Origin of the sequence: Amycolatopsis regifaucium, from assembly GCF_001613935.1 — a bacterium.
Taxonomy (GTDB): Bacteria; Actinomycetota; Actinomycetes; order Mycobacteriales; family Pseudonocardiaceae; genus Amycolatopsis; species Amycolatopsis regifaucium.
Window position 1 is genome coordinate 131,339 of sequence record NZ_LQCI01000011.1, and the last position, 18,937, is coordinate 150,275.

The window sequence follows — 18,937 nt, forward strand, 5'->3', positions numbered from 1 at the left end:
CCTTCACGGACCTCAGGCCAACCCGTTCGCGGCCAACCATTCCGGGGACGGCGGGATCGGCTCGATGATGTCGATCAGGAAGCCGTTGAGATCTTCGATGAAGAAGTGCCGCTGGCCGTAGACCTCGTCAACCGGTTCCTTCACGATCTTCACCCCCTCCGCACGCAACCGCTCGTACTCCGCCGCCGCGTCCTCGACGACGAACCCGACCATCGAACCCGCGACCTCTTGAGTTCGCCACGGCTCGGGTGTCGACTCGTGCCCCCGTTGGATGAAGCTCAGCTCGTACCCCGGGACACCGAGGTTGAGACTGGAGAACCAGTCGAGTTCGACGGTGACCGTCAACCCCAGGTGCCGCTGCCACCAGCGGGTGGTCTCGGCGATGTTTTCGACGAGAATGCCCCCACCGAAACCCTTGACCTGCATTTTCGCTTGTTCCTCCCGCTCGAACCACTTGATTCGTAGTACTATAGACATAGTGGTTTGACTGAGGCAAGGAGAATGTTCCGATGCGACAGAACCCGGAGCGCCGGACCGCGCTCACCGACGCCGCCATCACCGTCCTCGCCCGCGAGGGCGCCCGCGGCCTCACCTACCGCGCGGTAGACGCCGAAGCGGATGTCCCGCCGGGAACGACGTCCAACTACTTCCGCAACCGGGACCAGTTGCTCGGCGAGGTCGGTGTCCGCGTGCAGGAGCGGCTGTCGGCACCGGCCGACGTGATGGCGAACCCGCAGGCCGAGTCGCCGTCCCACGATCGGGTCGGCGTACTGCTCGGCGAACTCATGGGACGGCTGACCGCCCACCGCGAGCCTTATCTGGCCTTGCTCGAACTCCGGCTCGAAGCCACCCGGCGCCCGGATCTGTCGGCCGAGCTGACCAAGACCATCCGCGAGGGCATCGACATGAGCGTCGACTGGCACGTCGCGGCGGGGATGCCGGGCGGGCGCCCCGAAGTACTGCTGATGTACCTCGCGCTGACCGGGCTCACCGTCGAACGGCTCACCCTGCCCGAGGTGCTCGCGGACGTCACCGACGAAGAGGTCATCCGGATCCTCGTGGACCGCGTCCTCCCTTCTTGAGCCGTGCGCGTTCTGCGTCACAATGCCTGGCCGCGAACCCGGGCTTGACCCTCAAGACAGCCGCTTGACCTGGTGAAACAGCGATCCGCGGAGGTTGTTCCCAGTATTCGGACCGGCCTAGACCACATAGTGGGCGCGTGGCACGCTGAATGAATGACCCGCGCCGGAATCAGCCTCGTGGCACGCCGCCACGTGGATCTCCGTCGTGTGGCGAGCGCGCTCTGTGCGACGAACCGCTGACTCCCCGCCACCACCACGATCTGCCGGAGGACTCCCATGTCGTCGCCCACGCGCGAGACCCCTGCCCGCACGCCCCGGGTGAAACAGAAACGGGGCGAGGGACAGTGGGCACTGGGGTATCGCGAACCCTTGAACCCCAACGAACGGTCCAAGAAGGACGACAACCCGCTCAACGTCCGCGCGCGGATCGAGAACATCTACGCCCGCGGCGGCTTCGATTCGATCGACCCGGGTGACCTCCGCGGCCGGTTCCGCTGGTTCGGTCTCTACACCCAGCGCAAGCCGGGGATCGACGGCGGCCGCACCGCGACGCTGGAGCCCGAGGAGCTCGACGACCGCTACTTCATGCTGCGGGTGCGGCTCGACGGCGGCGCGCTGACCACCGAGCAGCTGGCCGTGCTCGCCGAGATCTCGCAGACCCACGCGCGCGACACCGCCGACATCACCGACCGGCAGAACATCCAGTACCACTGGATCCAGATCGAGGACGTCCCGACGATCTGGGCCAAACTGGAGAAGGCCGGGATGACCACGATGGAGGCTTGCGGCGACAGCCCGCGCGTCATCCTCGGTTCCCCCGTCGCCGGCATCGCCGCCGACGAGATCATCGACGGCACGCCCGCGATCGACGAGATCAAGCGCCGCTACATCGGCGACCCGCGCTATTCGAACCTGCCCCGCAAGTTCAAGACGGCGGTCTCCGGGCAGCAGGACGTCGCGCACGAGATCAACGACGTCGCGTTCGTCGGCGTGAACCACCCCGAACACGGCCCCGGCTTCGACGTCTGGGTCGGCGGCGGCCTGTCCACCAACCCGATGATCGGGCAGCGGCTGGGCGCCTGGGTCTCCCTCGACGAGGTCCCCGACGTCTGGGAAGGCGTGATCAGCGTCTTCCGCGACTACGGCTACCGGCGGCTCCGCGCCCGCGCCCGGATCAAGTTCCTGGTCAAGGACTGGGGCGCCGCGAAGTTCCGCCAGGTACTGGAAGACGAGTATCTCAAGCGCAAACTGACCGACGGCCCGGCGCCCGAGGTGCCCGCCACCCAGATCGACCACGTCGGCGTGCACCCGCAGATCGACGGCAAGTTCTACGTCGGTGCCGCGCCGGTCGCGGGCCGGGTCTCCGGCGCCACCCTGCTGGCGGTCGCCAAAGCCGCCGAGCGGGCCGGGTCGAACCGCGTCCGCCTCACCCCGCATCAGAAGCTCGTGGTCCTCGACGTCCCCGAGGCCGAGGTGGACGGGCTGAAGAGCGACCTGGCCGAGCTGGGCCTGCAGACCGAGCCTTCGCCGTGGCGGCGCGGGATCATGGCGTGCACCGGCCTGGAGTTCTGCAAACTCGCGATCGTCGAGACCAAGGCCCGCGCGATCGAACTGGTCACCGAACTGGAGAAGCGGCTCGCCGACATCCAGGGCGCGATCGAGAATCCGGTGACCGTGCACCTCAACGGCTGCCCCAACTCCTGCGCGCGGGTCCAGACCGCCGACATCGGGCTCAAGGGCCAGATCGTCACCGACGAGGACGGCAACCAGGTCGAAGGCTTCCAGGTGCACCTCGGCGGCGGGCTCGGCCTCGACGCCGGGTTCGGCCGGAAACTGCGTGGGCACAAGGTGACCGCGTCGGAACTGACCGAGTACGTCGAAACGCTCGTGCGGGCGTACGTCGACGGCCGCGAACCCGGTGAGCGCTTCGCCCAGTGGGTCACGCGGGCCGAGGAAAGCGTCCTGCAGTGACCGAACGAGCGACCCCGTACTACTGCCCTTTCTGTGGCGATGAAGACCTGCGGCCGGAAGAGGGCGGCTCCTGGCTGTGCTCGGGCTGCCGCCGGGTCTTCACCGTGAAGTTCCTCGGACTGTCACTTCCGGAGGTGTCGCAATGACCGCCACTGCCGACTACAAGACACTCGCCGAACGGGCCTCGAAGGAGCTCGCCGAGGCGACCGCGACCGAGGCCCTGCGCTGGACCGCGGAGACGTTCGGCGACGACTTCATCGTCGCGTCGAACATGCAGGACGCCGTCCTCATCGACCTGGCGACCCAGGTCAAACCGGACGTCGACGTGCTGTTCCTGCAGACCGGCTACCACTTCCCGGAGACCATCGGCACCCGGGACGCGGTGCAGGCGGTCTACCCCGGCGTGCGGATCGTCAACGCCGAGGCCGCGCAGAGCGTCGCCGAACAGGACGCGGAGTACGGCCCGAAGCTGCACGAACGCGACCCGAATCAGTGCTGCCACCTCCGCAAGGTCGTGCCGCTGCGCGACACGCTGGCGAAGTATTCGGCGTGGGTGACCGGTGTCCGCCGGGTGGACGCGCCGACCCGCGCGAACACTCCCATCGTCACCTGGGACGACCGCAACGGGCTGGTGAAGATCAACCCGATCGCGCCGTGGTCCGACGACGAGTTCAGGGACTACATCGACGAGCACGGGATCCTCGAGAACCCGTTGGTGTCCATCGGCTATCTGTCGATCGGCTGCGCGCCGTGCACCGCAAAGGTCGCTCCGGGGCAAGACCCACGCAGCGGCCGGTGGGCCGGTAAGGGCAAGACCGAGTGCGGCTTGCACGGGTGAGAAGGGACGACATGACCACGCTCGAACCGGCCATCGTCGCGGCGCAGGACAACCTGGCGGCGCTGGAATCCGAGGCCATCCACATCTTCCGTGAGGTGGCGGGCGAGTTCGACCGGCCGGTGATCCTGTTCTCCGGCGGCAAGGATTCGACGCTGCTGCTGCATCTGGCGATCAAGGCGTTCTGGCCGGCGCCGGTGCCGTTCCCGTTGCTGCACGTGGACACCGGGCACAACTTCGACGAGGTCATCGACTTCCGCGACCGCGTGGTCGAGCAGCACGGGCTGCGGCTGGTCGTGGCGAAGGTCCAGGACTGGATCGACGACGGCAGGCTCGAAGAGCGCGCCGACGGGATGCGCAACCCGCTGCAGACCACGCCACTGCTCGACACCATCGCCGAGCACAAGTTCGACGCCGTCTTCGGCGGCGGACGCCGCGACGAGGAACGCGCCCGCGCCAAGGAGCGGATCTTCAGTCTCCGCAACTCCTTCGGCCAGTGGGACCCGCGGCGGCAGCGCCCGGAACTGTGGAACCTCTACAACGGCCGCCACCGTCCCGGCGAGCAGGTCCGGGTGTTCCCGCTGTCCAACTGGACCGAGGCGGACGTCTGGAACTACATCGCGCGGGAAAAGGTCGAGCTGCCGTCGATCTACTACGCGCACCGGCGCGAGGTCTACCAGCGCGACGGCATGTGGCTGGCCGAAGGACCGTGGGGCGGGCCCCGGCCGGGCGAGGAAGTCAAGGAACTGACCGTGCGCTACCGGACCGTCGGCGACGGTTCGTGCACCGGTGCCATCGAATCGACCGCCGCCACGGTGGACGAGGTCATCGCCGAGGTCTCGGCCTCCCGGCTCACCGAACGCGGCGCCACCCGCGCCGACGACCGGATGTCGGAGGCGGCGATGGAAGACCGCAAGCGTGAGGGGTACTTCTGATGTCCAGCCTGTTGAGGCTCGCGACCGCGGGCAGTGTGGACGACGGGAAGTCGACCCTGGTCGGGCGGCTCCTGTACGACACCAAGTCCGTCCTCGCCGACCAGCTGGACGCGGTCACCCGCGCCAGTGTCGACAAAGGGCTGTCCACACCGGACCTCTCGCTGCTCGTGGACGGCCTGCGCTCGGAACGCGAGCAGGGCATCACGATCGACGTGGCGTACCGGTATTTCGCGACGCCGAAGCGCAGCTTCGTGCTCGCGGACACCCCCGGCCACGTGCAGTACACGCGGAACACGGTGACCGGGGCGTCCACCGCGCAACTGGCCGTGCTGCTGGTCGACGCGCGCAAGGGCGTCATCGAGCAGACCCGCCGTCACGCCGCGGTGCTCGCGCTGCTGGGTGTTCCGCATCTGGTGCTGGCGGTGAACAAGATCGACCTCGTCGACTACGACGAGGCGACCTTCACCGTGATCGCCGAGGAGTTCGCCGAGCACGCAGCGTCGCTGGGCTACGAACGCGGTTCCGTACTCGCGGTGCCGGTTTCGGCGCTGCAGGGCGACAACGTGGCGGAGAAGTCGGACAAGACCCCGTGGTACTCCGGCCCGACCCTGCTGGAGCATCTGGAAACCGTGCCCGTGGCACCGGACCCGCACGATTCGGCGTTCCGCTTCCCGGTGCAGTACGTGATCCGGCCGCGCACGGCCGACCACCCCGACTACCGGGGCTACGCCGGGCAGATCGCGGCGGGCACCGTCCGGACGGGCGACGAGATCGTCGTGCTGCCGCAAGGACTCCGCAGCCGGGTGGAGGGCATCGACACCGCCGACGGTCCGCTCGCCGAGGCCGGCGCGGGCACCTCGGTGACGCTGCTGCTCACGGACGACCTCGACATCTCGCGCGGGGACCTGATCGCCGCCGCAGACCGGCAGCCGGAAGTGACCGACGAGATCGCCGCCACCCTGTGCTGGCTCTCGGCCAAGGCACTCAAACCGGGCGCGCGGGTGCTGGTGAAGCACGGCGCGCGAACGGTGCAGGCCATCGTCGACGAACTCCACGCCCGCTTCGACGAGCAGACGCTGTCCAGTGTGGACGAACCGGACACGCTGGAGCTCAACGACATCGGCCGGGTGACCCTGCGGCTCGCCGAGGCGATCGGCGTGGACGACTACGGCGTCAGCCCACGGACGGGCGCGTTCCTGGTCATCGACCCGAAGGACGGCGATACCCTGGCGGCCGGACTAGTCGGCGAAAGGTTCGCATGACCCCGGGCCCCACACCGCCACTGGTCGCCGTCGCCCACGGCAGCCGCGACCCGCGGTCCGCCGCGACCATCCGCGCCCTGCTCGACGTCGCCCGTGGCCTGGCACCGGACCTCGACCTCCGGGAGTCCTTTTTGGACCTCTCGGAACCGTTGCTCACCGATGCCCTGCGCACGTTGTACGCCGAGGGTCATCGCGAGGTCGTCGTGGTGCCGCTGCTGCTCGGCGTGGCGTATCACGCCCGGGTCGACCTGCCCGCGCTCGTCTCCGAGGTGACCGCGGACTGCCCGGGCCTCGACGTGCGGGTTTCCGGCGTGCTGGGCATCGACCCGCTGATCGAGTCGGTCGCGCTCGACCGGCTCGCCGAGGCGGGTGCCGACCTGGCCGACCCGGAACTGGGTGTCCTCCTCGCCGGGGTCGGCTCGTCGAATGTCGCGGCGAACGACGCGGTCGCCGGGATCACCACCCGCTGGCAACTGCGGCGCGGGCTGCTCGCGACCCCCGCGTTCGCCGGCGCCGCCCAGCCGGACGTACCCGCCGCCGTCGCGCGGTTGCGGCTGGGCGGCGCCCGGCGGCTCGCCGTCGCGGGCTGGTTCCTCGCGCCGGGGCTGCTGCCGGACCGGATCGCGCGCCTGGCGCGCGAAGCCGACCCGTCGGTGATCCTCGCCGGGCCGCTGGGGCCGGATCCACGTATCGCGGGGCTCGTCCTGGAACGCTACGGCGTCGCCGCGGCCCGGCTCGCCGCCTGAGCCATCGGCTCTGACCTATAGGCACAGGTACCCCCGTGGTGGCGCAGGCCACTGCCCGGCCCGACTTCGCTCGTGCGAAGGTGAGGCCATGGCTGACGAATTGGTGCACTACGACGTGGTGGGCGGCACCGCCACGATCACCTTGGACTCCCCGCACAACCGCAACGCGCTCTCCGCCCAGCTGCGGCGCGAACTGAGCGAGTCGCTGGACAAAGCGCGGTCGGACGACGCGGTACGGGTCATCGTGCTCACCCACACCGGTCCGGTGTTCTGCGCCGGGATGGACCTCAAGGAGGCCCGCGGGGCCGGCGCCGGCGACCAGGGCGTCAACGAGTTCCCGAAGATCCTCGAGCAGCTGTGGACCAGCCCCAAGCCGGTGGTGGCGAGGCTGGCGGGCCCGGCGCGGGCGGGCGGCATCGGCATGGTGGCCGCGACCGACATCGCCGTCGCCGTGCACGAGGCGACCTTCGCCTTTTCCGAGGTGCGGATCGGCGTCGTCCCCGCCGTCATCTCGCTCACCGTGCTGCCCCGGCTCACCGCCCGTGCCGCGCACGAGCTGTTCCTGACCGGCGACACCTTCGACGCGAAGCGGGCCGTCGAGATCGGCCTGCTGAACTCGGCGGTCCCGGCCGCCGAACTCGACAGCGAGGTCGCCCGCTACGTCAAGGCGCTCGCCCTCGGCGGCCCGAAGGCGCTCGCCGCGACGAAGGAGCTTCTCAGCAAGCCTCGTCCTGCCACGCCGAGCGAAGGCTTCGAGGCCATGAACAAGCTCTCCGCCGGGTTCTTCGCGAGCGAAGAAGGCCAGGAGGGGATCACGGCCTTCGCTCAGAAGCGCAAGCCGAACTGGGTCCCGGAAAGCTAGTCCGGCAGGACGACGGTGAGGCGCCGGGAGTCCGTCCGGTCACCGGACGGCCCCAGCGCTCGCTGCGCGTCGGAAAGCACGCTGCGGACGGCCAGGTACGCCTTGGGATCGCGGTCCTTGAGCACCGAGGAACCGGACCAGATCAGCACGTGCTCACCCGGCGGGAGCCAGGACAGGTCGGTGAGGCAGTCGTAGAGCGCGTCGAGGTTCTTCCCGAAGTAGTCGGGGAACGACAGCGCCTCCGCGATCGCGTCGAGCGTGGACGCCATGTCGAGAGTGCGTCCCCGGTCGATCGGATGCGGATGCGCGCCTCGCGCGAACGCCTTGTCCACTTCGCTCTTTTTCGCTTCGCTCATCGGTTGGTGTCCACTACGACGAAGGACTTGTAGTGGTCCTCGGTGTAATACAGCTCTTTGCCCGACCCGGTCACCAACCGCCTGGCGCCGCGATCCGGGCTGCCCGGGGTCTTGACGGTGTATTCGCGGTAATAGCCGGAGTCTTTGGCGGGCAAGACCTTCTCCCGGTTCTGGAAGGGCACGTCATCGTTGCGCGGATACGGGTACGGCCCGCCCGCCTTGATGAGCCGCCAGGTCTCCGACGCCTGCGGGGGCAGTCCCGAAAGCGGTTTGACCGGCAGTCCGGACTCCTCGCCCGCGACCTTGCCCTTGGCCCGGCCGGCCCCGGTTTCCCCGGACGGTCCGGCCGAAGCGGACGAACTCGCCGGAGCCGAGGCGCTCTTCGTGTCGTCACCGCTGATGCCGTCCTTGACGAACCAGCCGGCGAGTACCAGCACGATCAGCCCGATCAGGGCGGCGGTGATCCGCCTACGGTTGAACATGGTGCGCCAGCTTAGGAGGACCGGTCGGAGTCGTTCGCATCGCGGGCCGTGCCGAAGAGCCGGGCGACCCTGCCGAAGACCGTGTCGAGCAGCCAGGCCGCGGCCAGGCACAGCGGCACCACGACCGCCATGACCAGCACGAATTGCACGGGGAACGGGGCCTGCGCGAGCCACAGCTCGACACCGTCCCACCAGTCAGCAAGCCCGTTGAACACGGTGTAACCCTACGCTCGTGGGCCAGTGGTCCTGTTGATCGGCCCGGGGTAGGTTGCTGACATGTTCGCCGTCTACGCTTCCGAACCCAACGCCGAAAAGCCGCTGGACTCGCTCGTGATCGGCGAGCGACCCGAGCCCGACGTGCCCGAAGGCTGGGTGCGGGTCCACGTCAAGGCCGCCAGCCTCAACATGCACGACCTGTGGACCCTGCGCGGCGTCGGCATCAAACTCGAACAGTTCCCGATGATCCTGGGTTGTGACGGCGCGGGCACCCTCGACGACGGCACCGAGGTCGTCGTCCACTCGGTGATCAACGCCCCTGGCTGGCAGGGCGACGACACCCTCGACCCGAAGCGCACCCTGCTGACCGAGAAGCACCAGGGCACCTTCGCCGAGCAGGTCGTCGTCCCGGCGCGCAACGTCGTGCCGAAGCCGGCGGGCCTCAGTTTCACGGAAGCCGCGACCATGGGCACGGCCTGGCTGACCGCCTACCGGATGCTGTTCGTGAAGTCCGGGCTGCGACCGGGACAGACAATGCTCGTCCAAGGCGCCTCCGGTGGTGTCTCGACGGCACTCGTCCAACTCGGGCGTGCGGCGGGCTTCCGGGTCTGGGTGACCGGGCGTAGCGAAGAAAAGCGTGCACTGGCGGAGAATCTGGGCGCACATCAGACCTTTGAGTCCGGCGCGCGGTTGCCGGAGCGGGTCGACGCCGTCTTCGAGACCGTCGGCAAGGCGACCTGGTCACACTCGGTGAAGTCGCTCAAACCAGGCGGAATCATCGTCGTCTCCGGCTCGACCAGCGGTCCGGATGCCCACGCGGAGTTGCAGCGCGTGTTCTTTCTGCAACTGCGTATCGCCGGCTCGACGATGGGGACCAAGGACGAACTGACCGATCTCCTCGCCTACCTGGAACTCACGGGGGTCCGCCCGCAGATCGGCGCGGAATTGCCGTTCGCGGCAGCCGAAACCGGGTTTAAGAACATGCTCGACGGGGAAACTTCAGGCAAGGTGGTTTTCACACATTGATCGGAGGGGTGGGTCCTCCCCCTCGTTGCGATCCAGCGCGCACATGAGCGCACATCCTCGGGGTTCAAGCAGGTCAAAGCGTCATTTCGTAGTCTTGTCAAGTGTCAAGAACGTTATGACTCAGCGAGCTTTTCACGACCAAAGTTCGACCAAAATCCGACCTCTCGCGGTTAGCCTGAGAACATGACCGCATCGCAGCGGCCCGAACCGGCGGACCCCGGGGGCCGGAACACCACCGACGCCGACCCGATCCGCGTCTCCTTCCGACGCTACGCCGGTGTCCGCACCCGCGTGCTCGAAGTCGGACCGCAGCCGGTGGAATCCGCCGACCGCGCCCCACGACGAGTGCGCGGCAAGCGTGCGGCCGCCCGCGGGCACACCAAACCGTCGGCACCGAGACTGGTGCTGCTGCACGGTTATTGCGACAGCGCCGACACCTGGCGCCCGGTTCTGGAGCTGCTCGCGGCCGCCGGTGTTCCGGCGGTCGCGGTCGATCTGCCCGGATTCGGTGATGCTCAGCCCCTGCGGCCGGGCCCGATGCTCCCGCAGCTCGACGCCTTCGCCGCGGCCGTCATCAAGGAGCAGGCCGTCCTCGGCACGGTCGTGCTCGCCGGGAACTCGCTCGGCGGCACGATGAGCCTGCGTGCCGCGGAGAACCACCGGCTGCCGGTCGCGGGCGTGGTGTCGATCGCCGCTCCCGGTTTCGTCGACAGCTGGCTGATCCGGACCGTGGCCCGCTATCCCCTGCCGCTGCGGATGTACTCGGCCCTGCCGCTGCCGATTCCCCGCTTCGTCGTCCGCGCCGTCGCCGAGCAGGTCGTACCCCGCCTGCTCTACGCCAACGCCACCGCCGCGGACGCCGAGCAGGTCCGCCGGTTCACGTCGCTGTTCCCGGACTACCGCTCCACCACCACCCGGCTCGAGCAGGCGAGGCAGCTCGTCGAAGAACTGACGGACGCTTACCGGCTCGAAGAGGTCCGCATCCCGCTCCTGGTGGTCGTCTGCGGCAAGGACAAGCTCGTCAGCGCCGCGTCCGGTCGGCAACTGCACGCGTTGGTCCCGCACAGCAGGCTGATGGTGCGCGAGGACTGGGGCCACTGCCCGCAGCTCGACGACCCCATCGAGATCTCGGAGTTGCTGAACTATTTCGCGACCAGCGCCGCCAGGCCCGCGAAGGTCGCCGCTCGCGCGGCCATCGAAGTGAGCGAGGACACCGTCGCCGGCTAGGTGCGATTTCCCGCTTATCCGACCAGCGCCCTGGCGATCGCGAGGAAGTCGCGGAGTGCGGGATGTGAGGAGTGCGGCGGCCAAGCCAGGTAGACGGTGACAGGAGGAGCGTCGCTGAGGGGAACATAGACGATCTCGGGGCGCTGATACAGCTGACTACTGGGATCCGGGGTGATCCCGAGTCCCGCACCCGCGGCGATGTTGCTCAACCAGTCGTCGACGGTGGCCACCTCGACCGTGACGGCAGGCCTCCGGTTCTCCCCCCACAGGTAAGGGTCGGTCGTCCCGGAAGCGGTGTTGACGACCAGGTCGTACGGTGCCAGTTCCCCGAGCGTCACCGATCGACGACTCGCCAGTTGATGCTGGGCGGGGACCGCCGCCAGACGTGCCTCCAGATAGAGCAGCTCGTGACGGTAACGCGTCCCTGGCCGCTGTCCTCTCACCACGGCGATGTCGATGACGGCCTCGTCCAGCTTGACGTAGAGGTCCTCGACCTGCCGCAACTGCAACGGGTATTCCGGGTGTTCGACCCGCCATCGCTGGATCAGATTTGTGGTGAATCGCCCCAGTGCCGCCCAGGCATGTCCCACTCGTAACGGTCTCGGCGCGTCGAACGGGCTGGACACGGCCTCGGTAAACGCGTTGACGGCCTGTGTCGCCTTCGCGCGGAAGGCCATTCCCGCGGCGGTGAGTTCCACTCCTTTCGCCGACCGGCGCAGCAACGAGGCCCCTACCTGCTGTTCCAGCTGGGAAAGCGTGCGTGACAAGGCTGGCTGAGTCACCCTCAACAGCCGCGCCGCGCGACTGATACTGCCCTCCTCGGCCGCCGCGAGAAACGCTTCCAGGTGCCTGAACTCAACCCCCATAACCCAGAAGCATACCGTCATTCGAAACGAGCATTATCGCACGGGTTTCGAGCGGTGATATAAAGAACCGCATCCACCCAGCAGGAAATCGCACTCAGACAGCTGCGCGATGAAGTCGCCGCGCACAAGTCCGAAAAGTACGAACTTACCGGGAGGAAATCGGTGCGCTCTCACATCGTGGGCAAAGTCGATTTGGACAAGGTCAGACTCCAGCAGGACCTTGAAGCGCTGGCCGCGATTCCACGTGTCGAGGAAGAGTACGACGAATTCAGCTCCGGATACTGGAAGAACCTTTCGCTCTGGAACTCCAGCGGCGAGGCCGATGACACCATGTATCGGGACATCCAGGGAGCGGCGAAGCCGACAGCCCACGCCGCCAAGGCGCCTTACCTGGACGAACTGATCCGAACCGTTTTCGACCCGCAGATCGTCAAGATGGCTCGAGCCCGCAACCTGGTGGACGCCATGGTCATCCCCCACCGGGACTTCATCGAGCTGAACAAGGACAACGACCAGTACTTCCGTACGTTCATGGTCCTCGAAGACAACGAATCCGCTTTCCATTCCGATGACGACACCGTTATCCACATGCGTCCGGGCGAGATCTGGTACCTCGACGCCGCCGCCCCGCATTCGGCGGTCAATTTCTCCTCGAACAGCAGGCAGTCCTTGTGCGTCGACTTCGCTTTCGATGGACCCTTCACAGAAGATCAAATCTTCTCCGAAAAATCGTTCTATCAGCCTGCCCTGAAGCCGGATATCGTGGCCAGGAAGCCCTTTACCGACGAGCATCGCAACAAGCTCGTCCGACTCGGAGAGGTCATCGACAAGGACAACTTCAAGGACATCTTGTTCTTGATGTCGCGGGTGCATTACCGGTACGACGTGCCTGCCGCCGAGACCTACACGTGGTTCGTCGAAGCCTGTCACCTGGCCGACGACGCGACGCTGGTAGCGAGAGCGGAGGGCGTACGCGACTACATGATCGGTCAGCGCGCCCTCGGTGAGCGACTCCTCGCCGTCGCCTGATCCCACCTCCACAAAGGGGGAGACCCGGCTTTCCGGGTCTCCCCACCCAAGCGGAAGAACACGGCCACCGATGCCCGAAGTCGCAAACCATTCGAGTGACAGCTGGCTCAAGGTCGGCGCACCGATCGCGTTCGTGCTCATGTGGGCCAGCGGCGCGATCGCCGTGCTGTACGGCCTCGAGCATTCCTCGGTGGTGACGTTTCTGCTGCTACGCGCCGTCGGCGCGGCCGCGGTCTCCTGGCTGGTGTGGCTGGTCGTGCGTGATCGACTGCCCGCTCACCGGGGACAGTGGGCACGTTTGATCGCTGTCGCACTTCTGCTGCAGGTGTTCTACCAGGGGTTCTTCTTCCTGGCATTGGGGACGGGAGCGCCGGCGGGAGTGGTCGCGGTGCTGGTCGGCTTCCAGCCGGTCCTCACCGCCATCTTGACCCGTCCCGGCTACGACCCCACCCTGTACGCGGGGCTGGCGCTGGGTTTCGCCGGCGTCGTGGTCACCTCCGCGTCGGGAATCGACCTGAGCGAGGTCGGCAGTGTGCTGGGCGTGGTGTTCTCCATCGCGGCGCTGATCGGCATCACGGCGGGAACGCTGGTGCAAGGACGCACGGTCGGCGTCGGGGTGTGGGCCTCCCTGGCTTTGCAAAGCACCATCAGTGCCGTCGTCTACGCCCTCATCGCCCTCACCACAGGAAATCTGCGCGCGCAGGTGAATTCCGAGCTCGTCGCCGCGGTGGGGTGGATGGTCCTGGTCGTGTCCGTCGGAGCGACCGCGCTGCTGTACTTGATGATCGGCAAGGGCGAAGCCACCAAGGTGACCAGCTTGTTCTACTGCGTTCCACCGGTCACCGCGTTGCTGGACTGGGCGTTCTTCGGCCGGTTCCTGACCGGCTGGGAGATCGCGGGCGTCGTTCTCGTCTCCTTGGCGGTCGCCCTGACTCAGCGCGCGAAAGAAAGCCACGATCAAAAACCGAAGCAACCCAGCAAGGCATAGTGCACGAACAGCTCCCGACACGGGCCACCCTGTTCACCCACTCGGTGGACACAGCTTAGTCTCCCACTCGGACTGTGACCCAGTCCGAAGGCACAACCTGTTGGGAGACGACGATGTCCGCACCGCGCAGCCTGGGCTCGGGAACCGGGATATTCCGACGCAAACCGATCGAGCAGATCCAAGAACTCAGTGACCACGGCGGCGGGCTGCACCGCACGCTGGGGCTCCGCCAGCTGACCGCGATCGGCGTCGGCGGCATCATCGGCGCGGGGATCTTCTCCCTGGCCGGGGCGGTCGCGAACGAGAAAGCCGGCCCCGCCGTGCTCATCTCGTTCCTCATCGCGGGGATCGCCAGCGCGGCGGCCGCGTTCTCCTATGCCGAGTTCGCCGGGCTGATCCCCCGTGCCGGATCCGCCTACACCTATGGCTACACGGTGCTGGGCGAGATCGTCGGCTGGTTCATCGGCTGGGACCTCCTGCTCGAATACACCGCGATCGTGGCGGTGGTCGCGATCGGCATCTCGGGCTACTTCAACGAGTTACTGGGCTATCTCGACATCAAGCTCCCGTTGTGGATGCTCGGTGCTCCTGGCACCGAGAAGGGCGACGTCGCCTCCGGCTCGTACAAGATCAACCTGTTCGCCGTGCTGCTGTGCTTGCTGATCGCCTTCATCCTCAACCAGGGCATGAAGAACGCGGCCCGGTTCGAGACACTGCTGGTCTACCTGAAGGTCGCGCTGGTCCTGCTGGTGATCGTCGTCGGCGTGTTCCACATCAACACCGACAACTACTCGAACTTCTTCCCGTTCGGCCTCAGCGGCGCCTTCACGGGCGCGGCGACGGTGTTCTTCGCGGTCTTCGGCTACGACGCCATGTCCACCGCGGCCGAGGAATCGACCGACTCCCAGAAGCACATGCCGAAGGCGATCATCTACTCGCTCGCCATCTCGATGGTGCTCTACGTGCTGGCCTGCCTGGTCCTGACCGGCATGGTCAACTACAAGGACATCGACAGCGAAGCGGCCTTCTCCAGTGCTTTCGCGGGTATCGGGATGAAGTGGCTCGGCCTGATCATCGCGGTCGGCGCGATCATCGGCATCACCACGGTTTTGTTCACCTTCCTCATGGGCGCGAGCCGGGTCGGTTACTCGATGAGCCGCGACGGTCTGCTGCCCAAGTGGTTCGGCAAGACCCACCCGGTGCGCAAGGTGCCGAGCCGGATGACCTGGGTGCTCGGCATTGCGTCGGCGCTCATCGCGGGTCTGCTGCCCATCGGTGAAGCCGCCGAACTGACCAACATCGGCATCCTGCTCGCGTTCGTGGTCGTCTGCGTCGCGGTGATCGTGCTGCGTTACAAGCAGCCCGACCTGCCGCGGTCCTTCAAGACCCCGGGCATGCCGGTCGTGCCGATCATCGGCGTCGTGTTCTCGATCTGGCTGATCACGTTCCTGGACCCGGAGACGTGGCTGCGGTTCGCCGTCTGGTTCGGCATCGGCCTGATCATCTACTTCGCCTACAGCCGCCGTCACTCCGCGATGAACGCGGACAACGGCGAAGCGAAACAGATCAGCGGAGACGACTCAAACGCGTAGCGGCTTCGCGGGCTTCGGTCTGGAGGCGTTCGACGATCGACGCCGCCGGGCCGGAGCCCGCCAGTTCGTACGTCTGCCCCGCGTAGAGCGACATCACTTCCCGATCCCCCGCCTTCCCGGCCGCCGCGCGGACCGGTTTGGTCAGGTTGTTGATCTCCGGATAAGCCGATGGCGCGGTGGCCGAAAAGTCCGTGACCGCGCGGTTGACCAGCGCACGGGCGGGCCGTCCGCTGAACGCCCTGGTGAACGCGGTCGGCCTGCCGCCTTCGGCCAATGCCTGCCGGTGCGCGGGCTGGGTACCGGCTTCGTCCGCACGCAGGAACGCGGTACCCAGCTGAGCCGCGACCGCGCCCGCCGCGAGAACCGCCGCGACGTCGGCACCGTGCACGAGCCCACCGGTCGCGACGAGTGGCAGGTCCGTCCGCGCCGAGATCAGGCGAAGCAGGCTGAGTACCCCGTACTGCGTTCCCCCACCTTCGACGCCGGGCTCGTCGGCGAAGAGCCCTCGATGTGCTCCGGCTTCGAATCCCTGGACGACGAGCGCGTCCGCGCCGACCGCTACGGCCCGGTCGGCCTCGACGGGGCTGGTGACGGTGACGGCCACCTTGCTCCCGTTGCCGTGCAGTCGTTCGACGTCGTCGGGCGAGGGCGCGCCGAAGGTGAAGGAGACCACCGGCACCTTCCACTTCAAGACGACTTCCAGCTTCGCGTTGTAGGCGTCGTCGTCCCACCGCGGCTCGCCGAGCTCGACGCCATAGCGCTCCGCCTCCGCCCGCCAGCGCTGGACGTGGCCATCGAGGTCCGCCGAAGCGGCGCCACCCGGGACGAAAAGATTCACGCCGAAGGGGGCACCGGTCAGCTCGGCTGTCTTCGCGATTCTGTCCGCGAGGGCTTCGGCGCTCAGGTAACCGCCTGCGAGAAAGCCGAAGCCTCCCGCCGCGGTCACCGCGGCCACCAGCCCGGGAGTGGTCGGGCCACCGGCCATCGGGGCCGCTATCACGGGAAAACGCAGCTCGTCGAACACGATCCCGACGATAGTCCCACCCTGGCGATCCGGAATGTGACGTTCGGCTACCGCATCGTTTCTCCACGGTGGTCTAGACCTTTCACGCCGAAAATGCGACGATCGAGACAGTCGTGACGCAGGTCACTTCTCCCCTGTCGCCTGGAGGTTCCCGGTGAAGAGCTTGAGAGCGCGGCTGGGCCGCGCCGTCGTCGGGGTGGCGCTGCTCGCCGGCGCCACCACCGCAGCCGCCCCTGTCGCGGACGCGGCCACTCCGCCGTTGCAGGCGATCGTCCCCGCGCCGGTCTCGGCCCAAGCCGTCGCCGGGTCCGACCACACCCTGACCACGAACACGAAGATCTACACCCAAGCCGGTTCGGCACCCGCCAAGGCGGTCGGCGACTACCTGGCCGGCGTCCTGCGCAAGTCGACCGGTTTCGCCCTGCCCGTCTCGGACGCGCCTTCGGGCACACCCACCGACGGCATCTCGTTGCTGCTGTCCGGCGCCGATCCCCGCGTCGGTGATCAGGGCTACCAGCTGAGCTCGAGGTCCGCTTCGGTCATCCTGCGCGCGACGACGGCGCAGGGCCTCTTCGGCGGCGTCCAGACCCTGCGGCAACTGCTGCCCGGCAAGATCGAGAGCCCTACTGTGCAGGACGGCCCCTGGACGATCCCGGGCGCCGACATCCTGGACCACCCCCGCTTCGGCTACCGCGGCGCCATGCTCGACGTCGCCCGGCACTTCCACCCGGTCGCGACCGTCAAGCGGTACATCGACCAACTGGCCCAGTACAAGATCAACAACTTGCACCTGCATCTGGCCGACGACCAGGGCTGGCGGATTCAGATCGACAGCTGGCCGCGCCTGGCCACCTATGGAGGCAGTACCCAGGTCGGTGGCGGCGCCGGCGGCTACTACACGAAGGCGCAGTACACCGAGATCGTGAACTACGCGGCTTCGCGGTTCATCACGGTCATCCCGGAGATCGACATGCCCGGGCACACCAACGCCGCCCAGGCGTCCTACGCCGAGCTGAACTGCAACAACACCGCTCCCCCGCTGCGCACCGACACCGCGGTCGGCTACAGCTCGCTCTGCATCTCGAAGGAGATCACCTACACCTTCGTCAACGACGTGATCCGGGAGATCGCCGCGCTGACCCCGGGACCGTACTTCCATCTCGGCGGTGACGAGGCCCAGGCAACCAGCGACGCGGACTACCGCACCTTCATGAACCGCGTGCTGCCGATGGTGGCCGCCGCCGGGAAGCAGGTCGTCGGCTGGCATGAGATCGGCAAGGCCACCCTGCCCGCCACGGCGACCCCGCAGTTCTGGGGCACGACCACGTCGAGCACCGAGGTCTCGAACGCCGTCGCTCGCGGGAGCAAGGTGATCCTGTCCCCGGCGAACAAGGCGTACCTGGACATGAAGTACAACTCCAGCACCCCGATCGGGCTCTCGTGGGCGGGCTACATCGAGGTCCAGGACGCCTACAACTGGAACCCGGGCGCATATCTCTCCGGCGTGCCCGAATCCGCCGTCCGCGGTGTCGAATCCCCGCTGTGGACCGAAACCGTGGTGACCCCGGCGAACATCGACTACCTCGCGTTCCCGAGGCTTCCGGCGCATGCCGAACTCGGCTGGTCGCCGTGGTCGACCCACGACTGGAACGCCTTCCGCGTCCGCCTCGGCGCGCAGGCCCCGCGCTGGCAGGCGCAGGGCATCGGCTACTACGCGTCGAGCCAGGTGCCTTGGGAGACGGGCTCCACCAACCCCGGCACCTGCGCTCTCCCGGCGTGGGACCGCGCTTCGGCCTACACCGGCGGCACGAGCGTCTCCCACAACGGGCACAAGTGGTACGCGAAATGGTGGACACAGGGCGAGGAGCCCGGCACCACCGGGCAGTGGGGCGTCTGGCGCGACGACGGGACCTGTTGATCTCCTCCGTTCGCCCGCTCGGCCCCTTCACCGGGCCGGGCGGGCTACGGTGGAACCATGGCTGCCGACCTCGAACTAGTCCGCGCCCTTTCCTTACGCGAAAACGGACTCGCGACCGTTTCGACCGTCCGCGCGGACGGCACCGTGCATTCGTCGGTGGTGAACGCGGGCGTGATCGAAGACCCGGTCACGAAGGCACCGGGGGTCGGTTTCGTCGCGGTGGGCGGGGCGAAGAAGCTCGATCTGTTCCGCCGGGCGGGCCACGCCACGATCACCTTCCGCCGAGGCTGGGAATGGGCGGCGGTCCAGGGCGCCGTCCATCTCATCGGCCCGGACGACCCGGATCCGGACTTCGCCCCGGCCCGGCTCCCTCAGCTGCTGCGTGAGGTCTTCATCGCGGCGACGGGGACACACGACGACTGGGACGAGTACGATCGCGTGATGGCCGCCGAACGCCGCGTCGCCGTCTTCGTCACGGCGAACCGCATCAGCGGTAATCGCTGACACGAAAAGGCCGCCC

The 18,937-nt window shown here is 67.6% G+C and carries 22 protein-coding genes; 16 read left to right on the plus strand and 6 right to left on the minus strand.

Annotated elements, in window-relative coordinates; genetic code table 11:
- Positions 1-12: 12 nt before the first annotated feature.
- Complete coding sequence (locus tag AVL48_RS14245) at positions 13-426, minus strand: VOC family protein (RefSeq protein ID WP_061982724.1); 414 nt, start codon at positions 424-426, stop codon at positions 13-15.
- A gap of 83 nt (positions 427-509) precedes the next feature.
- Between AVL48_RS14245 and AVL48_RS14250 the strand changes: the two genes are divergently transcribed.
- The 9 genes from AVL48_RS14250 to AVL48_RS14285 all read left to right on the plus strand — a co-directional run bounded on the left by AVL48_RS14250 (position 510) and on the right by AVL48_RS14285 (position 7,693).
- A complete protein-coding gene (locus AVL48_RS14250) occupies positions 510-1,082 on the plus strand; it encodes a TetR/AcrR family transcriptional regulator (RefSeq protein WP_061982723.1) in 573 nt (190 codons plus the stop codon).
- A 153-nt stretch (positions 1,083-1,235) separates the two neighbouring features.
- Positions 1,236-1,322, plus strand: coding sequence for a putative leader peptide (locus tag AVL48_RS40835; protein WP_350573702.1), 87 nt, complete (start codon positions 1,236-1,238; stop codon positions 1,320-1,322).
- 36 nt (positions 1,323-1,358) lie between these two features.
- Positions 1,359-3,053, plus strand: a complete 1,695-nt coding sequence (locus AVL48_RS14255; RefSeq protein WP_061982722.1) for a nitrite/sulfite reductase — start codon at positions 1,359-1,361, stop codon at positions 3,051-3,053.
- Entirely contained in the window at positions 3,050-3,199 is a 150-nt protein-coding gene (locus AVL48_RS14260; protein WP_061982721.1) for an eL43 family ribosomal protein, read from the plus strand. The genes AVL48_RS14255 and AVL48_RS14260 overlap by 4 nt, the downstream gene beginning before the upstream one ends.
- Positions 3,196-3,891, plus strand: coding sequence for a phosphoadenylyl-sulfate reductase (locus AVL48_RS14265; RefSeq protein WP_061982720.1), 696 nt, complete (start codon positions 3,196-3,198; stop codon positions 3,889-3,891). The genes AVL48_RS14260 and AVL48_RS14265 overlap by 4 nt, the downstream gene beginning before the upstream one ends.
- Positions 3,892-3,902: 11 nt before the next feature.
- Complete coding sequence (cysD, locus tag AVL48_RS14270) at positions 3,903-4,823, plus strand: sulfate adenylyltransferase subunit CysD (protein WP_061982719.1); 921 nt, start codon at positions 3,903-3,905, stop codon at positions 4,821-4,823.
- Positions 4,823-6,085 (plus strand): sulfate adenylyltransferase subunit 1, encoded by a 1,263-nt coding sequence (locus tag AVL48_RS14275; RefSeq protein ID WP_061982718.1) that lies wholly within the window; start codon positions 4,823-4,825, stop codon positions 6,083-6,085. The genes cysD and AVL48_RS14275 overlap by 1 nt, the downstream gene beginning before the upstream one ends.
- Positions 6,082-6,831: a sirohydrochlorin chelatase gene (locus AVL48_RS14280; RefSeq protein ID WP_061982717.1), complete on the plus strand. Its 750-nt coding sequence runs from the start codon at positions 6,082-6,084 to the stop codon at positions 6,829-6,831. Before AVL48_RS14275 ends, AVL48_RS14280 begins: the two co-directional genes overlap by 4 nt.
- 88 nt (positions 6,832-6,919) lie before the next feature.
- Complete coding sequence (locus tag AVL48_RS14285) at positions 6,920-7,693, plus strand: enoyl-CoA hydratase-related protein (protein ID WP_061982716.1); 774 nt, start codon at positions 6,920-6,922, stop codon at positions 7,691-7,693.
- On the opposite strand, the gene AVL48_RS14290 is transcribed toward AVL48_RS14285, so the two are convergent.
- Genes AVL48_RS14290 through AVL48_RS14300 form a run of 3 tightly spaced genes read right to left on the minus strand, consistent with a single transcriptional unit; the run spans position 7,690 to position 8,746 of the window.
- Positions 7,690-8,049 carry a barstar family protein gene (locus AVL48_RS14290; RefSeq protein ID WP_061982715.1) on the minus strand — a complete coding sequence of 120 codons (360 nt, stop codon included), beginning with the start codon at positions 8,047-8,049 and terminating at the stop codon, positions 7,690-7,692. The two genes, AVL48_RS14285 and AVL48_RS14290, sit on opposite strands and share 4 nt — an antisense overlap.
- Positions 8,046-8,531: a guanyl-specific ribonuclease gene (locus tag AVL48_RS14295; RefSeq protein ID WP_061982714.1), complete on the minus strand. Its 486-nt coding sequence runs from the start codon at positions 8,529-8,531 to the stop codon at positions 8,046-8,048. The genes AVL48_RS14290 and AVL48_RS14295 overlap by 4 nt, the downstream gene beginning before the upstream one ends.
- Before the next feature lie 11 nt (positions 8,532-8,542).
- Positions 8,543-8,746: a hypothetical protein gene (locus AVL48_RS14300; RefSeq protein WP_061982713.1), complete on the minus strand. Its 204-nt coding sequence runs from the start codon at positions 8,744-8,746 to the stop codon at positions 8,543-8,545.
- 61 nt (positions 8,747-8,807) lie between these two features.
- Here AVL48_RS14300 and AVL48_RS14305 point away from each other — a divergent pair, with 61 nt between their 5' ends.
- Together AVL48_RS14305 and AVL48_RS14310 are read left to right on the plus strand one after the other, a co-directional pair.
- The gene (locus tag AVL48_RS14305) at positions 8,808-9,773 is read left to right on the plus strand and encodes a zinc-binding dehydrogenase (RefSeq protein ID WP_061982712.1); all 966 of its coding nucleotides are present in this window, start codon (positions 8,808-8,810) and stop codon (positions 9,771-9,773) included.
- 183 nt (positions 9,774-9,956) lie between these two features.
- Complete coding sequence (locus AVL48_RS14310; RefSeq protein ID WP_061982711.1) at positions 9,957-11,000, plus strand: alpha/beta hydrolase; 1,044 nt, start codon at positions 9,957-9,959, stop codon at positions 10,998-11,000.
- A gap of 14 nt (positions 11,001-11,014) precedes the next feature.
- Here the strand turns inward: AVL48_RS14310 and AVL48_RS14315 are convergent, their stop codons facing one another.
- Positions 11,015-11,887 carry a LysR family transcriptional regulator gene (locus AVL48_RS14315; RefSeq protein ID WP_346193809.1) on the minus strand — a complete coding sequence of 291 codons (873 nt, stop codon included), beginning with the start codon at positions 11,885-11,887 and terminating at the stop codon, positions 11,015-11,017.
- 156 nt (positions 11,888-12,043) lie between these two features.
- On the opposite strand from AVL48_RS14315, the gene AVL48_RS14320 reads away from it, so the two are divergent.
- From AVL48_RS14320 to AVL48_RS14330, 3 genes are all read left to right on the plus strand, one after another.
- Entirely contained in the window at positions 12,044-12,895 is an 852-nt protein-coding gene (locus AVL48_RS14320) for an aspartyl/asparaginyl beta-hydroxylase domain-containing protein (RefSeq protein ID WP_244162636.1), read from the plus strand.
- A gap of 70 nt (positions 12,896-12,965) precedes the next feature.
- On the plus strand, positions 12,966-13,883 hold the full coding sequence (locus tag AVL48_RS14325) for a DMT family transporter (RefSeq protein ID WP_061982709.1): 918 nt from the start codon (positions 12,966-12,968) through the stop codon (positions 13,881-13,883).
- A 113-nt stretch (positions 13,884-13,996) separates the two neighbouring features.
- The gene (locus tag AVL48_RS14330) at positions 13,997-15,475 is read left to right on the plus strand and encodes an amino acid permease (protein ID WP_061982708.1); all 1,479 of its coding nucleotides are present in this window, start codon (positions 13,997-13,999) and stop codon (positions 15,473-15,475) included.
- On the opposite strand, the gene AVL48_RS14335 is transcribed toward AVL48_RS14330, so the two are convergent.
- On the minus strand, positions 15,450-16,499 hold the full coding sequence (locus AVL48_RS14335; protein ID WP_061982707.1) for a nitronate monooxygenase: 1,050 nt from the start codon (positions 16,497-16,499) through the stop codon (positions 15,450-15,452). The two genes, AVL48_RS14330 and AVL48_RS14335, sit on opposite strands and share 26 nt — an antisense overlap.
- Positions 16,500-16,653: 154 nt before the next feature.
- Between AVL48_RS14335 and AVL48_RS14340 the strand changes: the two genes are divergently transcribed.
- Together AVL48_RS14340 and AVL48_RS14345 are read left to right on the plus strand one after the other, a co-directional pair.
- Entirely contained in the window at positions 16,654-18,417 is a 1,764-nt protein-coding gene (locus tag AVL48_RS14340; RefSeq protein ID WP_061982706.1) for a family 20 glycosylhydrolase, read from the plus strand.
- A gap of 57 nt (positions 18,418-18,474) precedes the next feature.
- Positions 18,475-18,921, plus strand: coding sequence for a pyridoxamine 5'-phosphate oxidase family protein (locus AVL48_RS14345; protein ID WP_061982705.1), 447 nt, complete (start codon positions 18,475-18,477; stop codon positions 18,919-18,921).
- Positions 18,922-18,937: the final 16 nt, after the last annotated feature.

Bases quoted from the DNA above. Each gene is read 5' to 3' on its own strand.
- AVL48_RS14245 (WP_061982724.1), bottom strand. From the start codon at position 426: ATGCAGGTCAAGGGTTTCGGTGGGGGCATTCTCGTCGAAAACATCGCC.
- AVL48_RS14250 (WP_061982723.1), top strand. From the start codon at position 510: ATGCGACAGAACCCGGAGCGCCGGACCGCGCTCACCGACGCCGCCATC.
- AVL48_RS40835 (WP_350573702.1), top strand. From the start codon at position 1,236: ATGACCCGCGCCGGAATCAGCCTCGTGGCACGCCGCCACGTGGATCTC.
- AVL48_RS14255 (WP_061982722.1), top strand. From the start codon at position 1,359: ATGTCGTCGCCCACGCGCGAGACCCCTGCCCGCACGCCCCGGGTGAAA.
- AVL48_RS14265 (WP_061982720.1), top strand. From the start codon at position 3,196: ATGACCGCCACTGCCGACTACAAGACACTCGCCGAACGGGCCTCGAAG.
- cysD (WP_061982719.1), top strand. From the start codon at position 3,903: ATGACCACGCTCGAACCGGCCATCGTCGCGGCGCAGGACAACCTGGCG.
- AVL48_RS14275 (WP_061982718.1), top strand. From the start codon at position 4,823: ATGTCCAGCCTGTTGAGGCTCGCGACCGCGGGCAGTGTGGACGACGGG.
- AVL48_RS14280 (WP_061982717.1), top strand. From the start codon at position 6,082: ATGACCCCGGGCCCCACACCGCCACTGGTCGCCGTCGCCCACGGCAGC.
- AVL48_RS14285 (WP_061982716.1), top strand. From the start codon at position 6,920: ATGGCTGACGAATTGGTGCACTACGACGTGGTGGGCGGCACCGCCACG.
- AVL48_RS14290 (WP_061982715.1), bottom strand. From the start codon at position 8,049: ATGAGCGAAGCGAAAAAGAGCGAAGTGGACAAGGCGTTCGCGCGAGGC.
- AVL48_RS14295 (WP_061982714.1), bottom strand. From the start codon at position 8,531: ATGTTCAACCGTAGGCGGATCACCGCCGCCCTGATCGGGCTGATCGTG.
- AVL48_RS14305 (WP_061982712.1), top strand. From the start codon at position 8,808: ATGTTCGCCGTCTACGCTTCCGAACCCAACGCCGAAAAGCCGCTGGAC.
- AVL48_RS14310 (WP_061982711.1), top strand. From the start codon at position 9,957: ATGACCGCATCGCAGCGGCCCGAACCGGCGGACCCCGGGGGCCGGAAC.
- AVL48_RS14315 (WP_346193809.1), bottom strand. From the start codon at position 11,887: ATGACGGTATGCTTCTGGGTTATGGGGGTTGAGTTCAGGCACCTGGAA.
- AVL48_RS14325 (WP_061982709.1), top strand. From the start codon at position 12,966: ATGCCCGAAGTCGCAAACCATTCGAGTGACAGCTGGCTCAAGGTCGGC.
- AVL48_RS14330 (WP_061982708.1), top strand. From the start codon at position 13,997: ATGTCCGCACCGCGCAGCCTGGGCTCGGGAACCGGGATATTCCGACGC.
- AVL48_RS14345 (WP_061982705.1), top strand. From the start codon at position 18,475: ATGGCTGCCGACCTCGAACTAGTCCGCGCCCTTTCCTTACGCGAAAAC.